Raw genomic sequence first — 12,921 nt, 5'->3', positions numbered from 1 at the left:
CACGCTGCGGTGAGCGCGCGGCCGAGCCCGATGCCCCGGCTGGGCCGGGCCGCCGGGCGGCGGCGGGAAGCCGTGGTCTTCTTCGCCGGCTGGCGGGCACGGCTGTTCGTGGTACCGCGCGGCGACGCGCCGCGTCGCCGGCTCGCCTGAGAGGTACGGCCCGCCATAGAGTCACGGTAACGGCGTGACCCGCCGGAGCGCCGCTTTTAGCGGTCGTGTCCGTGCGTCGCAGCGCGCTTTCCGCCGTCAGCCGTGATATTTGCCTCAGAAGGAGTCCCGGATGACGCCGCCGGAGATCGAGGACGGCCCGGCCGGCCCGCTGGCCGGGCACCCCCAGACGTTGCGGCCGTTGACCGCCGAGCTGGTCGCGGCGGTGCTGGCGACCCGGGGGTACGTGTGCCGCCCGGACGCCGACGGGAACCTGGTCGGCCGGTGGGGGGAGAGCCTGGTCTGGTTCCGGCGGCTGGGCGCGGCCGGCGAGGTGCTCCAGGTACGCACGGTGACCGGCCCGCTGTTCCCCATCGACGACGTCCCGGTGTTACACGACTTCTGCAACGACTGGAACCACGACCGGTACTGGCCGAAGGCGTTCGTGCTGGTCGACGACGACGGGCGGGCCCGGGTCTGCGGCGAGGTGATCACCGACCTGGAGCGCGGGGTCACCCCGCACCAGCTCGACCAGTTGCTCGACCGGGGGGTCGAGGCCGGCTGCCGGCTGGCCGACGCCGTCGCCGCGCTGGCCGAGGGGGCGTCGGCGTGAGCGGCGACGCGGTGGCGTCGACCGGGGCGCTCGCCTCGGCGCGGGACCTGCCCGACGGCCCGGCGAAGATCGCCGAGCTGGAACGGATCGCCGCGCACGCCGACGCCGCCGGGCAGGTCCGGCTCGGCGTCGACGCGCGGTTCGCGCTGATCGAGACGTGCCGGTACCACGGCGAGGCGTGGCGGCTGGTCGAGCCGGTACGGCACTGTCTGGCCGTGGTGGACCACTCCCCCGCCCTGCTCACCGGCGACGAGGTCGAGCTGCTGCGCCGGTACCAGCGGGCCGCCGTCGAGGCGCTGCCCGCCAGTCCCCGGGTCGGTCTGGACCAGGCGCGCGCCCTCCTCGACGACCTGGCCCGGCGGTTGGACGGCACGGAGCCGGGGCTGGTGGCCGAGTTGCGCTGCCGGTTCGCCGACCAGCTCGGGGACGGGTCGGCCGCCCGGGAGTGGTTCGCCCGGTGGCGGGCCGCCGGCCCGGAGCGGGACTGTCCGGCCTGCGTGGCGGTACGGCAGGCCGAGCTGCTCACCGGCTGGGGCGAGTGGACCGAGGCGGTACGGGTGCTGGAACCGGTGCTGGCCGATCCCGGGGACTGCACCGAGCAGCCGGAGGGGGCGCTGGCCGCAGCACTCCTGCCGTACCTGCGGCTGGGCCGGTCGGCGGAGGCGGGGTGGGCGCACGTGCGCGCGTACCGCCGGCACCGGCGGGAGCGGACCGGGTTCCGGTACCTGCCGGCGCATCTGGTGTTCTGCGCGCTCGACGGGCACCTGGCGCGGGGCCTGGCGATCCTGGTCGACCAGGTGCCCCGGCTGGCCGGCCCGGCCGACGAACGGTCGGTGATGGAGTTCGCCGCCGCCGGGGCGCTGCTGTGCCGGCTGGCCGGCGAGGCCGGCGTGACGCGGGCGACCGCGCTGCCCGACCCGCTGCACCGGGACCAGGCGGATCCGGCAGGTCCGGCGGGGACGACGGACCAGACCGGGACGACGGGGGCAGCCGGGACGACGGCTCCGACCGGGCGGGTGACTCCGACCGGTCGGGCCGCTCCGCCCGGGACGGCCGGGACGGCGGGCCGGACCGGGGCGACGGAGCCGGACGGGCCGGGTGGGACCACGGGCCGGGCCGGGTCGACCGGGTCGACCGGGACGGACGGGCGGGGCGGACCGGTCGGCCGTTCCGGTCGGACGGGTCGACCGGCGGGTACCGCCGAGCGGGCCCGGACCGTCGGGCGGGGGCACGAGTCGTGGCCGGTGGACGCGCTCGGCCTGGGACACGCGACCCGGCTGGCCGAGGTGTTCGGGCTGATCCGGTCGCCCGGCACCGGTGGCGGACGGGACGTCGCGGCGCTCGGCGCGGAACTGCTCGCCACCGCCACCGACCTCGCCGGACGCTTCGACGCCCGCAACGGCACCGGTCACCAGTCCGGCCGGATCACCGCCCGGTTGGCCGAACGGCCCCGTACCGGTGTCCCGGCCCCGCTGCCGGACGACCCGGAACCGGACGACCCCGCTCAGGTCGGAGCGGAACCGGAGGACGTCGGAGCCGACCCTGACCGGCCGGGAGCGGGTCGGACCGTCGTCGGGGCCGGGCCGACCCACCCGGAACCGACCGGCAGCGGGCCGGCACCGACCGGCGGCACAGCCGGTGGCGGCGTACCGGCCGACAGCCGGAGCGACAGCAGCAGCTCGGCCGGGAACACGGGCAGCTCGGCCGGGAGCCGGGGCGGGACGGCCGGCAGCCGGAGCAGCGGAGATGGCACGGCCGGGTCGGCCGGGGAGCCGGTGCCGCTCACCGTCGCCATGATCGTCGCTGCGGTGGAACGGCGCGGGGACCGGTGCGCGGTCGATCCGACGGGCACCGTGGTGGGCCGCTGGGGGGAGGCGATGATCCGGTTCGAACGGGTCGGGACGGCCGGCGAGATCCTGCACGCCCGGGTGGTCGCCACCCGCCGGCTGCCGGCCCGCCGCCGCGCCGAGGCGTACGAGTTCGTCAACGCCTGGAACCGGGACCGGTTGCAGCCCAAGGCGTACGTGCACGAGGTGGAGAACGGCGAGCTGGTCCTCGCCGGGGACCTCACCACTGACCTGGCGTACGGGGTCGCCCCGACGCAGGTGGAGGTGCTGGTCGACGCGGCGGTCACCACCGGCGTCGGGTACGCCGAGGCGGTCGCCGCCCTACCCTGACTTCGCCGGTACCAATGGAACGGCCCGCGCAACACGTCGGAAAACCGCGCGCTCCCGGCAGGGTGGACCTGATGGACTCACGCCCATGACCGAGGACCTGAAGAACCGAGCCGTACTCCTGCGCTCCCTGCACCGTCCCGGTGAGCCGCTGGTGCTCGCCAACGCCTGGGACGTCGCCTCCGCCTGTCTCGTCGCCGCCGCGGGGGCGGCGGCGGTCGCCACCACCAGCGCCGGGGTGGCCTGGAGTCTCGGCGCACCCGACGGGGACCGGCTCGACCGGGGCCGGGCGATCGACCTGGTCGCCCGGGTCGCCGCGGCGGTGCCGGTACCGGTGACCGCCGACATCGAGACCGGCTTCGCCGACACCCCGGAGGGGGTGGCCGGGGCGGTCCGGGAGGTGCTGGCCGCCGGGGCGGTCGGCGTCAACCTGGAGGACGGCGCGTCGGACGGGCCGGCGCTACGGGACACCGACGAGCAGTGCGCCCGGCTCCGGGCCGCCCGGCGTGCCGCCGACGAGGTGGGCGTCCCGCTCGTCGTCAACGCCCGCGTCGACACCTACCTGCGGCAGATCGGTGACCCGGCGGACCGGTTGGCGGCCACGCTGCGCCGCGCGGCGGCGTACCGGGCGGCGGGGGCGGACGTGATCTTCGTACCGGGGGTGGTCGACGAGCCGACCATCGGCGCGCTGGTGGCGGGGATCGACGCGCCGCTGAACGTGCTGGCCGGACCGACCGCGCCGCCGGTGCCCGAGCTGGCCCGGCTCGGCGTGGCCCGGGTCAGTCTCGGCTCCTCGCTGGCCGGCGCCGCGTACGGGCTGGTCCGGCGGGCCACCATGGAGGTGCTGGGCAGCGGGACGTACACGGCGCTGGCCGGCGGGGTGCCGTACCCGGAGCTGAACGCCCTGGTGGAGCAGGGGTGAGCCGGATTCCGGGTGGTCCGGCGGGCCGCCGGACCACCCGGGTCGGTCAGACCTCGACCACGAACGGGACGATCATCGGCCGCCGCCGGTACGCGTCGTTGACCCACCGTCCGACGGTGCGCCGGACGATCTGCTGGAGCTGGTGCGGGTCGGTGATGCCGTCCGAGGCGGCCCGGTTGAGCGCCTCGGTGACCAGCGGGACCACCGCGTTGAACGCGGCCGGGTCCTCGGAGAAGCCCTTCGCGGAGACGGTCGGCCCGCCGACCACCTTCCCGGTGACCGAGTCGACCACGACGGTGCAGGCGATGAACCCGCCGTCGCCGAGAATCCGCCGCTCGGTGAGCAGCGACTCGCCGACGTCCCCGACGGCCAGCCCGTCGACGTAGACGTACCGGCTGGTGACGTGCCCGACCAGGCTGGCGCGGCCCTCGACCAGGTCGACCACGTCGCCGTCCTCGCAGAGCACCACCCGGTCCGGGGCCACCCCGGACTCGATGCCCAGCCGGGCGTGCGCCCGCAGGTGCCGCCACTCGCCGTGCACCGGCATCAGGTTGCTCGGCCGGACCACGTTGAGCAGGTAGAGCAGCTCACCAGCGGGAGCGTGCCCGGAGACGTGCACCTTGGCGACGTCCTTGTGCACCACCACCGCGCCGGCCCGCGCCAGCCGGTTGATCACCCGGTAGACGGAGGTCTCGTTGCCGGGCACCAGGGAGCTGGCCAGTACCACGGTGTCGCCGGGGGCGATGGTGATGTGCCGGTGGTCGCCGCTGGCCATCCGGCCGAGCGCGCTCATCGGCTCGCCCTGCGAGCCGGTGGACATCAGCACGATCCGCTCCGGCGGCAGCGCGGTCGCCTCGTCCAGCCCGACCACCAGGCCGGGCGGGATGTTGAGCAGGCCGAGATCACGGGCGATGCCCATGTTGCGGACCATGGACCGGCCGATCAGGGCGACCTTGCGGTCGTGTTCGGCGGCCGAGTCGAGCACCTGCTGCACCCGGTGCACGTGCGAGGCGAACGAGGCGACGATGATCCGCCCCTTCGCCTTGGCGAAGATGGAGTCCAGGACCGGGCCGATCTCCCGTTCCGGGGTGACGAAGCCGGGGATCTCCGCGTTGGTGGAGTCCGACAGCAGCAGGTCGACGCCCTCCGCGCCGAGCCGGGCGAAGCCGGCCAGGTCGGTGATCCGGCCGTCGAGGGGCAACTGGTCCATCTTGAAGTCGCCGGTGTGCAGCACCAGCCCGGCCGGGGTGCGGATGGCCACCGCGAGAGCGTCCGGGATGGAGTGGTTCACCGCGAAGAACTCGCACTCGAACGGGCCGAGCCGCTCCCGGCCGCCCTCCCGCACGGTCAGCGTGTACGGCTCGATCCGCCGCTCGGCGAGCTTCGCCTCGACCAGGCCGAGGGTGAACTGCGAGCCGACCAGCGGAATGTCCTGCTTGTGGGCGAGCAGGTACGGCACCGCGCCGATGTGGTCCTCGTGCCCGTGGGTGAGCACGATCGCCTGGATGTCGTCGAGCCGGTCCAGGATGGGGGCGAAGTCGGGCAGGATCAGGTCGACGCCGGGCTGCTCGACGTCCGGGAAGAGCACCCCGCAGTCGACGATCAGCAGCTTGCCGTCGTACTCGAAGACGGTCATGTTCCGCCCGATGGCGCCGAGCCCGCCGAGCGGAATGATCCGCAGGCCACCCTCCGGAAGCGGCGGGGGTAGTTCCGCCTCGATGTGCGCCTCGGTCACGCGGCCACCTCATTCTGCGGCGCCGGCAGCCGGCGCCCGTCGTGTCGTTTTCTCATCAGGGTAGGTCCAGGCCAGCCGCCGCGCAGTCGGCGCGGAGCTGGGTGATCTCCTCCGGGGTGGCGTCCACCAGCGGCGGCCGGACCGGACCGGCCGGCAGGCCCTTCGCGGTCAGACCCGCCTTGACCAGGATGGTGCCCTGGGTGCGGAAGATCCCGGTGTACAGCGGCAGCAACCGCCGGTGCAGCGCCAACGCGCCCGCCGGGTCGCCCGCGTCGTACCGCTCGATCATCTGCTTGGTCAGCGCGCCGGTGAAGTGGGTGGACGTGCCGACCACCCCGACCGCGCCGATGGCGAGGGCGGGCAGGGTCAGCGAGTCCTCGCCGCTGTAGAAGGCCAGGTCGCACCGGCTGGTCACCTCGCTGGTGGCGGCCAGGTCGCCCTTGGCGTCCTTCACCGCGACGATCCGGCCGTGCTCGGCGAGCCGGACCAGCGTGTCGGTGGCGATGGCCACCCCGGAGCGGTGCGGGATGTCGTAGAGCATCACCGGCAGCCCGGTGGCGTCCGCGACCGCGGTGAAGTGCCGCAACAGCCCGGCCTGCGGCGGCTTGTTGTAGTACGGCGTGACCACCAGCAGGCCGGACGCGCCGGCCTTCTCCGCGCCGGCGGCCAGCTCGATGGTGTGCCGGGTGTCGTTGGTGCCGACCCCGGCGATCACCTGCGCCCGGTCACCGACCGCCTCGACCACCGCCCGGATCAGGCGTTCCTTCTCCGCGTCGGTGGTGGTGGGCGACTCGCCGGTGGTGCCGTTGACCACCAGGGCGTCGTTGCCCTCCGCGTCCACCAGGTGGGTGGCGAGCTGAGCCGCGCCGTCGAGGTCGAGCGAGCCGTCGGCGGTGAACGGGGTCACCATGGCGGTGATCAGTCGCCCGAACGGGCGCGACAGCGTCCGCTCGGGGACGGCAGGGTGGTCGTGCGTCATGCTGACAACCTAGCAACCGACCCGGACGCCCCCGGCGGGGAAGGCCGCACCCACGTCCGACGGTGACGCCCCGGTACTCAGGCGCGCTCGGCGTACGGGCTGGTGGCGACCTCGGTGCCGTCCGGCAGCGTGGAGATCACGAAGTCGGCGAAGACGTTCGGCGCGACCCGCTGGAGCTGCCGCAGGCACTCGACGGCCAGCTCGCGGATCTCCACGTCGGCGTGCTCGGTGGCCCGCATCGCGACGAAGTGCCGCCACGCCCGGTAGTTGCCGGTCACCACGATCCGGGTCTCGGTGGCGTTGGGCAGCACCGCGCGGGCCGCCTGCCGGGCCTGCTTGCGGCGCAGCGTCGGGTTGGGCTCGTCGACGAACCGCCGTTCGAGGCCCTCCAGCAGCTCGGTGTACGCCCGGACACTCGCCTCGGTGGCCTCGACGAACCGCTTGTGCAGCTCCGGGTCGTCGGCGATCACCCGGGGCTCCACCATCGCCGCGTCCCGCTCCGGCACATACCGCTGGGAGAGCTGGGAGTACGAGAAGTGCCGGTGCCGGATCAGCTCGTGGGTGAAGGAACGGGACACCCCGCTGAAGTAGAAGCTCACCGAGCCGTGTTCGAGCACCGACAGGTGGCCGACCTCCAGGATGTGCGCCAGGTAGCCGGCGTTGCTGGCGGTGGCCGGGTTGGGCTTGGACCAGCTCTGGTAGCAGGCCCGGCCGGCGAACTCCGCCAGGGCCTGACCGCCGTCGGCGTCGGTCGACCACGGCACGTCGTCCGGGGCCTCGAAGTGCGTCCACGCGACGAGCTTGACCTGGGGTTCCACCATCTCCGCCATGCCCTGGGACTGTAGTGGGACCTTCCGGTGCGCCCCGATCCGGGCCGCCCTCCGGCGTGTCCCGCCGCCGGCGGCCAGGTCAGCCGGGGCGCGCGACGGGACTCAGACGTAGAGCGAGGTGAACGGTGCCCAGGGCAGGTTACGCGCCACGGAGAAGACGAGCCAGGCGACCAGGAAACCGCCGATCATCTTCGGGCTGATCCGCAGCTGCGGCAGCTTCCAGCCGAACGCCTGGTTGGCTGCCCAGGCGACGAAGAGGTACGCCAGGAAGGGCAGCGCGAAGACGAACAGGAAGTGGTGCCGGGCGGCGGCCGGCAGGTCGGCGTGCAGGACGTACCAGAGGGCACGGGTGCCGCCGCAGCCGGGACAGTCCAGCCCGGTGGTCAACTTCAGCAGGCAGCTGGGCAGCGCGTCGGGTGCCGCCCGGGTCGGGTCGCTGACCAGCGCGTACGCCACGCCGGCCCCGACGCAGCCGAGCGCGGCCAGCGGCACCGCCCAGCGCGGCGCACGCTCGTAGAGTCCGACCACGAACCGGGTGAAACGGTCCGGCTCGGCGACCTGCACCGCCCCCGCCGGCCACGACGCGTACGGGTCGGCCCCGGCCGGACCGGCGGTGCCGGAACCGGGACCGGCCGGACCGGCGGAACCGACAGCGACCGGAGCGGCCGGGCCGGCGGAAGCGACAGGGTCCGGACCGGCGGGACCGGGGCCGGTCGCGGCGGCGTACGGGTCGACGCCGACCGGGCCGGCGGCGGGCGGCGGCTGTGGGGCCGACCCGGTCGGCGGGGTGGCGGGACCGGCCTGGCCGTCAACGCTCGTCACACCGCTCACGGTACACCGGAGGTGCCGGCCAGCGCGGCGGCGAGCGGCCCGGCGAGGTCCCCGGCGGCGGGCGGGGCGACCGCGTCCAGCCCGAGCCAGCCGGCCAGCCGGTACAGCTCGGCGGCGAGCGCCAGGGCGGTCTCGCCGGGGTCGACGCCCGGCTCGACCCAGGCCGCCGGCACCAGCAGCACCCCGGCCTTCCGGTCGGCCTTCAGGTCGACCCGGGCGGCGAACCGGTCGCCGTGCAGGAACGGCAGCACGTAGTAGCCGTGCACCCGCTGCGCCGCCGGCACGTAGATCTCGATGCGGTAGTGGAAGCCGAACAGCCGTTCGGCGCGGGCCCGCTCCCAGACGATCGGGTCGAACGGACTGACCAGGGTGTGCGCCCGGACCCACCGGGGCAGCCGGGCCTGGGTGTGCAGCCAGGCCGGCTGCCGCCAGCCCTGAACGGTGACCGGGGTCAACTCGCCCGCCTCGACCAGCTCGGCGACCGCCCGGCGGGTGGCGTCCGCCGGCAGCCGGAAGTAGTCGCGCAGCTCCGGCTCGGCGGCCACGCCGAGGCTGCGGGCGGCCAGCGCGACCAACGTCCGGTACGCGTCCGCGTCGGTGGGGGTGGGCGTGTTCAGCACCTCGGCGGGGAGCACCCGTTCGGGCAGGTCGTACCGGCGGGCGAAGGAGGTGGTCCGGTCGGCGGCCGTCACCTCGCCGGCCCAGAACAGGTACTCCAGGGCCTGCTTGACCACCGACCAGTTCCACCCCCAGTTGCCGGTCTCCCGGGGGGCGTCGTGCTCGATCTCGGCGGCGGTGAGCGGGCCCCGGGCGGCGATCTCGTCGCGCACCCAGGCGACCAGCTCGGGCTGCTCCCGGATGATGCGCCGCATGCCACCCCAGGCCTTCTCGGCGGCCTGCGCCATCCGGAAGCGCAGCACCGGGTGCAGCTCCACCGGCACCAGGGACGCCTCGTGGCCCCAGTACTCGAACAGGTCGCGGGGTGGGCGGTAGGCGGCCCGGTCCAGCAGGTCGGTCGGGTACGGCCCGAGCCGGCTGTAGAGGGGCAGGTAGTGCGCCCGTTGCAGCACGTTGACCGAGTCCATCTGGATCAGCCCGACCCGGTCGAGGACCCGGCGCAGGTGCCGGCGGGTGGGCACGCCGGACGGTGCCGGGTCGGCGAAGCCCTGGGCGGCCAGCGCCACCCGGCGGGCCTGGGCGAGGGAGAGCGATTCCGGTGCGGCCATCGTCGGGCACGATAACCCGGCGGTACGACACGTCCGGCAATGCGCTGGACCGGTCGGCCCGGCGGGCATAGAACGGTGCCATGCGTACGATCCGCCGCGAGGAGCCCGACGACGCCGAGGCGGTCGCCCGGGTGCACGTCCGGGGCTGGCAGGCCGGCTACGCCGGGATCATGCCGGCGGAGGTGCTGGACCGGCTCAGCGTGGCGGCCTGGGCGCAACGCCGCCGGGACACCGGCACCGCCGACCCGGCGAACCCGTTCACCACGCTGCTCGCCGAGGTCGACGGGACGGTGACCGGGTTCGCCACCTTCGGGCCGTACCGGATCAACCAGAGCCGCGCGGAGCTGGACGGGACCTGGGGTGAGGTGGTCGGGCTGTACGTCGACCCGGCGCACTGGGGCGACGGCACCTCCACCGACCTGCTGGCGGCGGCGCGGGCCGGCCTGACCGGGCGGGGCTGGACCTCGTACCGGGTCTGGGTGCTGGCGGCGAACGGCCGGGCCCGGCGGTTCTACGCGCGGGCCGGGCTGTCACCGGACGGTGAGAAGTCGACCTATCCGGTGCCGCTGGCCGGTGGCCGTCCCCCGCTCCCCCTGGCCGAGCTGCGGTACGCCGGCCGGCTCGACCCCGGCTGAGCCGCCCCCGTCCGCGCCGGCCGGCGGCCGGTCCGGACCGACCGCCGGGTGCCGGATCGGCAGCGCCAGCAGCAGCGCCACGCTGATCCAGACGTAGAAGTTGCTGAACACGAAGCCGTCCACGCCGCCGAACCCGCGTTCCCACTGCCACACCAGCCGGCTGCACAGCACCGCGTACCCGACGGCGGCGAAGGCGAGCAGGCCGCGCCGACGGCGACCGCCCGCCGGGGCGGCCATCGCGTTGTCCACCAGCAGGATCAGCGCCGGCAGCAGCCACACCAGGTGGTGCACCCAGGTCACCGGGCTGACCAGGCACATCACCACGCCGGTCAGGGCGAACCCGGTGGCCTCGTCGCCGACGGCGACCGCCGCCCGGCAGCGCCGGGCCCAGATCACCAGGGTGGCGGCGACCAGCGCCAGCCACAGCAGGGTGCTCGGGTGCCCCGGGTCGAGCCGGGCCACCACGCCCTGCAACGACTGGTTGGAGATGAAGGCCAGCTCACCGACCCGGTCGGTGTTCCAGAACGCCTGGGTCCAGTACTCCCGGGAGGCGTCCGGGAAGAGCGCGGCGGCGGACAGGGTGGCCGCCCCGGCGGTGCCGGTCGCCACCGCCGCGGCCCGCCAGCGGCGGGTGACCAGCAGGTACACCAGGAAGATGCCCGGGGTCAGCTTGATCGCGGTGGCGAGTCCGATGCCCACCCCGAGCCAGCGGCTGCCGCGCGGCGCGAGCCACAGCAGGTCCACCGCCACCAGGAACAGCAGCAGCATGTTGACCTGGCCGAAGTTGACCGTCTCGCGCATCGGCTCGAACGCGGCGGCCAGGCAGGCCGCCACGGCGAGGGTGAACCAGCGGCTCCACCCGGCCCGGACCGCGACCGGGTCCAGCAGCCGCCAGATCACCGCCAGGCTGGCCAGCACGGTGGCGGTCACGCTGACCACGATCGCCAGGTGCCAGGACAGGAACGCCATCGGCAGCATGACCAGCGCGGCGAACGGCGGATAGGTGAAGCCGTACTTGGTGGGCCGCCTGAGGTAGTCGTAGACCTCGCCGCCGTCGTGCACCCAGTAGGTCAACGCGCCGTGGTAGACCTGCAGGTCGAAGAAGCCGTGCCGGACGGCGGCCACGGAGAGGAACGCGGTCACCGCCCCGGCGAGCAGGACGACGACGCCGACCTGCCCGACCGTCCGTGTGGCACCCTGGGGCACCGTCGCCTCCCTCGCCTTGCGTAGGCTTCCGTGCCATGGCTCTCGGGTACGTCCGCCCGGCGCGTCCCGAGGACGCCGGCGAGATCGCACGAATCCAGCTCGCGACCTGGCGGGTCGCCTATCGCCGGATTCTGCCACGACACGTGTTGGACAACCTCGACGAGGCGTACCTCGCGCGGCGGTGGACCGCGGCGGTCACCGAGCCGCCGTCGGCCGCCCACCGGGTGCTGGTCGCCGTCGAGCAGGCCGAGTCGTCGTTCCTGGTGGGGTTCCTGGCGGCCGGTCCGGCCGACGCGGAGGCCCTCGCCCCGCAGGAGCCGGCGGAGTCGCTCGGCCCGGACGTGGCGGCGGTGACCGACCTGCTGGTCGAGCCGCGCTGGGGTCGGCGCGGGCACGGCAGCCGGCTGCTGGCCGCCGCCGTCGACCACTGGCGCGACGACGGGCTGACCCGGGCGGTGGCCTGGGCCTTCGAGGGGGACGAGGCGACCCGGAAGTTCCTCACCGGGACCGGCTGGGAGCCGGACGGCGCGGGCCGGGCCCTGGACGTGGACGACATGCTCGTCCCCCAGCTCCGGCTGCACGTGTCGGTGCCGGACTGAGTCGCCCCCGGTCGGCGCGCGACCGACTCCGCCCCGGCCCGGAACGGCTCAGCCCCGGCGGCCCGGACCGGCTCGGCCCCGGCCCGGACCGACCCGGCCGCTGTGGGCCGGGCCGGTCCGGGCGACCGGTCAGCCCTTGTCGGCGCCGTCGTTGGCGTCCCGGACGAAGTACCGCTGGAACACCACGAAGATGATCGCCACCGGGATGGTCGCCAGCAGCGCCGCGCCGAGCTTCAGCGGGTACTGGGTGCCCGACCCGAGTGAGCCGCTGACCAGGTCGGCCAACCCCCGGGGCAGGGTGAACAGGTCCGGGTCCTGCACGGCGACCAGGCTGTGCGGGAACTCGTTCCAGGAGCCCTGGAAGGACAGGATGGTCAACGTGATCAGGGCCGGTTTCGCCATCGGCAGCACCACCGACCAGAAGGTCCGGAACACGCCCGCCCCGTCGATCCGGGCCGCCTCCTCCACACTCACCGGGATCGATTCGAAGAACTGTTTCATGATGAACACCCCGGCCGCGTCGGCCAGCAGCGGCACGATCAGCGCCGCGTAGCTGTCGTACATGCCGAGCTGGTTGAGGACCAGGAACTTCGGGATCAGCAGCACCACGCCGGGCACCGCCATCACCGCGATCACCGCCGCGAACAGTCCGGCCCGGCCCCGGAACCGCAGCCGGGCCAGCGCGTACCCGGCGAGCGAGTCGAAGAACACCCGGCCGGCCGTGACCAGGACGGTGACCAGCAGCGAGTTGCCCATCCAGAGCGGGAACGCGGTGCCCTCGAAGATCCGCTCGAAGCTGGTCAGGTCGACCGGGTCGGGGACCGGGGAGAGCGGGTTGGCCGCCGCGTCCGGTTCGCTCTTGAACGAGTTGCCGAGCTGGATGACGAACGGGTAGAGGAACACCAGCCCGAAGAAGATCAGGGTGGCGTACCCGAGGAAGGTCGTCACCAGGCCGCGCGGGCCGCCGGGGCGGCCGGTCGTCTGGGTGTCGCGCGTCGGTCGCGGCCCGCTCAGCACGGCCATC

General features: G+C 74.5%; 13 protein-coding genes. 6 read left to right on the top strand and 7 right to left on the bottom strand.

All coding sequences use genetic code 11. The annotated features are described in order from the left end of the window. Positions 1–9 precede the first annotated feature (9 nt). The 4 genes from PVK37_RS14575 (at position 10) to PVK37_RS14560 (ending at position 3,856) form a co-directional block, all read left to right on the top strand. The gene (locus PVK37_RS14575) at positions 10–150 is read left to right on the top strand and encodes a hypothetical protein (RefSeq protein ID WP_275034525.1); all 141 of its coding nucleotides are present in this window, start codon (positions 10–12) and stop codon (positions 148–150) included. 130 nt (positions 151–280) lie between these two features. Then, a complete protein-coding gene (locus PVK37_RS14570) occupies positions 281–760 on the top strand; it encodes a type III secretion system chaperone family protein (RefSeq protein WP_275034524.1) in 480 nt (159 codons plus the stop codon). Continuing rightward, a complete protein-coding gene (locus PVK37_RS14565; protein ID WP_275034523.1) occupies positions 757–2,937 on the top strand; it encodes a YbjN domain-containing protein in 2,181 nt (726 codons plus the stop codon). Before PVK37_RS14570 ends, PVK37_RS14565 begins: the two co-directional genes overlap by 4 nt. A gap of 85 nt (positions 2,938–3,022) precedes the next feature. Then, positions 3,023–3,856, top strand: a complete 834-nt coding sequence (locus PVK37_RS14560) for an isocitrate lyase/PEP mutase family protein (protein ID WP_275034522.1) — start codon at positions 3,023–3,025, stop codon at positions 3,854–3,856. A 46-nt stretch (positions 3,857–3,902) separates the two neighbouring features. Here the strand turns inward: PVK37_RS14560 and PVK37_RS14555 are convergent, their stop codons facing one another. The 5 genes from PVK37_RS14555 to PVK37_RS14535 all read right to left on the bottom strand — a co-directional run bounded on the left by PVK37_RS14555 (position 3,903) and on the right by PVK37_RS14535 (position 9,457). Then, a complete protein-coding gene (locus PVK37_RS14555; protein WP_275034521.1) occupies positions 3,903–5,591 on the bottom strand; it encodes a ribonuclease J in 1,689 nt (562 codons plus the stop codon). 55 nt (positions 5,592–5,646) lie between these two features. Further along, the gene (gene dapA, locus PVK37_RS14550; RefSeq protein WP_275034520.1) at positions 5,647–6,570 is read right to left on the bottom strand and encodes a 4-hydroxy-tetrahydrodipicolinate synthase; all 924 of its coding nucleotides are present in this window, start codon (positions 6,568–6,570) and stop codon (positions 5,647–5,649) included. 77 nt (positions 6,571–6,647) lie between these two features. Beyond that, complete coding sequence (thyX, locus tag PVK37_RS14545; protein ID WP_275035115.1) at positions 6,648–7,391, bottom strand: FAD-dependent thymidylate synthase; 744 nt, start codon at positions 7,389–7,391, stop codon at positions 6,648–6,650. 111 nt (positions 7,392–7,502) lie between these two features. After that, positions 7,503–8,231, bottom strand: coding sequence for a DUF2752 domain-containing protein (locus PVK37_RS14540; protein WP_423791039.1), 729 nt, complete (start codon positions 8,229–8,231; stop codon positions 7,503–7,505). After that, positions 8,228–9,457, bottom strand: a complete 1,230-nt coding sequence (locus PVK37_RS14535; RefSeq protein ID WP_275034518.1) for a winged helix-turn-helix domain-containing protein — start codon at positions 9,455–9,457, stop codon at positions 8,228–8,230. The genes PVK37_RS14540 and PVK37_RS14535 overlap by 4 nt, the downstream gene beginning before the upstream one ends. 80 nt (positions 9,458–9,537) lie before the next feature. On the opposite strand from PVK37_RS14535, the gene PVK37_RS14530 reads away from it, so the two are divergent. After that, the gene (locus PVK37_RS14530) at positions 9,538–10,092 is read left to right on the top strand and encodes a GNAT family N-acetyltransferase (protein WP_275034517.1); all 555 of its coding nucleotides are present in this window, start codon (positions 9,538–9,540) and stop codon (positions 10,090–10,092) included. Here PVK37_RS14530 and PVK37_RS14525 read toward each other — a convergent pair. After that, a complete protein-coding gene (locus PVK37_RS14525; RefSeq protein ID WP_275034516.1) occupies positions 9,988–11,298 on the bottom strand; it encodes a glycosyltransferase 87 family protein in 1,311 nt (436 codons plus the stop codon). The two genes, PVK37_RS14530 and PVK37_RS14525, sit on opposite strands and share 105 nt — an antisense overlap. Before the next feature lie 35 nt (positions 11,299–11,333). Here PVK37_RS14525 and PVK37_RS14520 point away from each other — a divergent pair, with 35 nt between their 5' ends. Then, the gene (locus tag PVK37_RS14520; RefSeq protein WP_275034515.1) at positions 11,334–11,897 is read left to right on the top strand and encodes a GNAT family N-acetyltransferase; all 564 of its coding nucleotides are present in this window, start codon (positions 11,334–11,336) and stop codon (positions 11,895–11,897) included. A gap of 129 nt (positions 11,898–12,026) precedes the next feature. Here PVK37_RS14520 and PVK37_RS14515 read toward each other — a convergent pair whose 3' ends face one another. Next, complete coding sequence (locus PVK37_RS14515) at positions 12,027–12,920, bottom strand: carbohydrate ABC transporter permease (RefSeq protein ID WP_275034514.1); 894 nt, start codon at positions 12,918–12,920, stop codon at positions 12,027–12,029. Position 12,921: the final 1 nt, after the last annotated feature.

Source organism: Micromonospora cathayae (assembly GCF_028993575.1).
In the GTDB taxonomy this organism is placed as follows: Bacteria; Actinomycetota; Actinomycetes; order Mycobacteriales; family Micromonosporaceae; genus Micromonospora; species Micromonospora cathayae.
The sequence above is the reverse complement of the archived record's forward strand: the minus strand, read 5'-3'. Positions and strand labels throughout refer to the sequence as shown.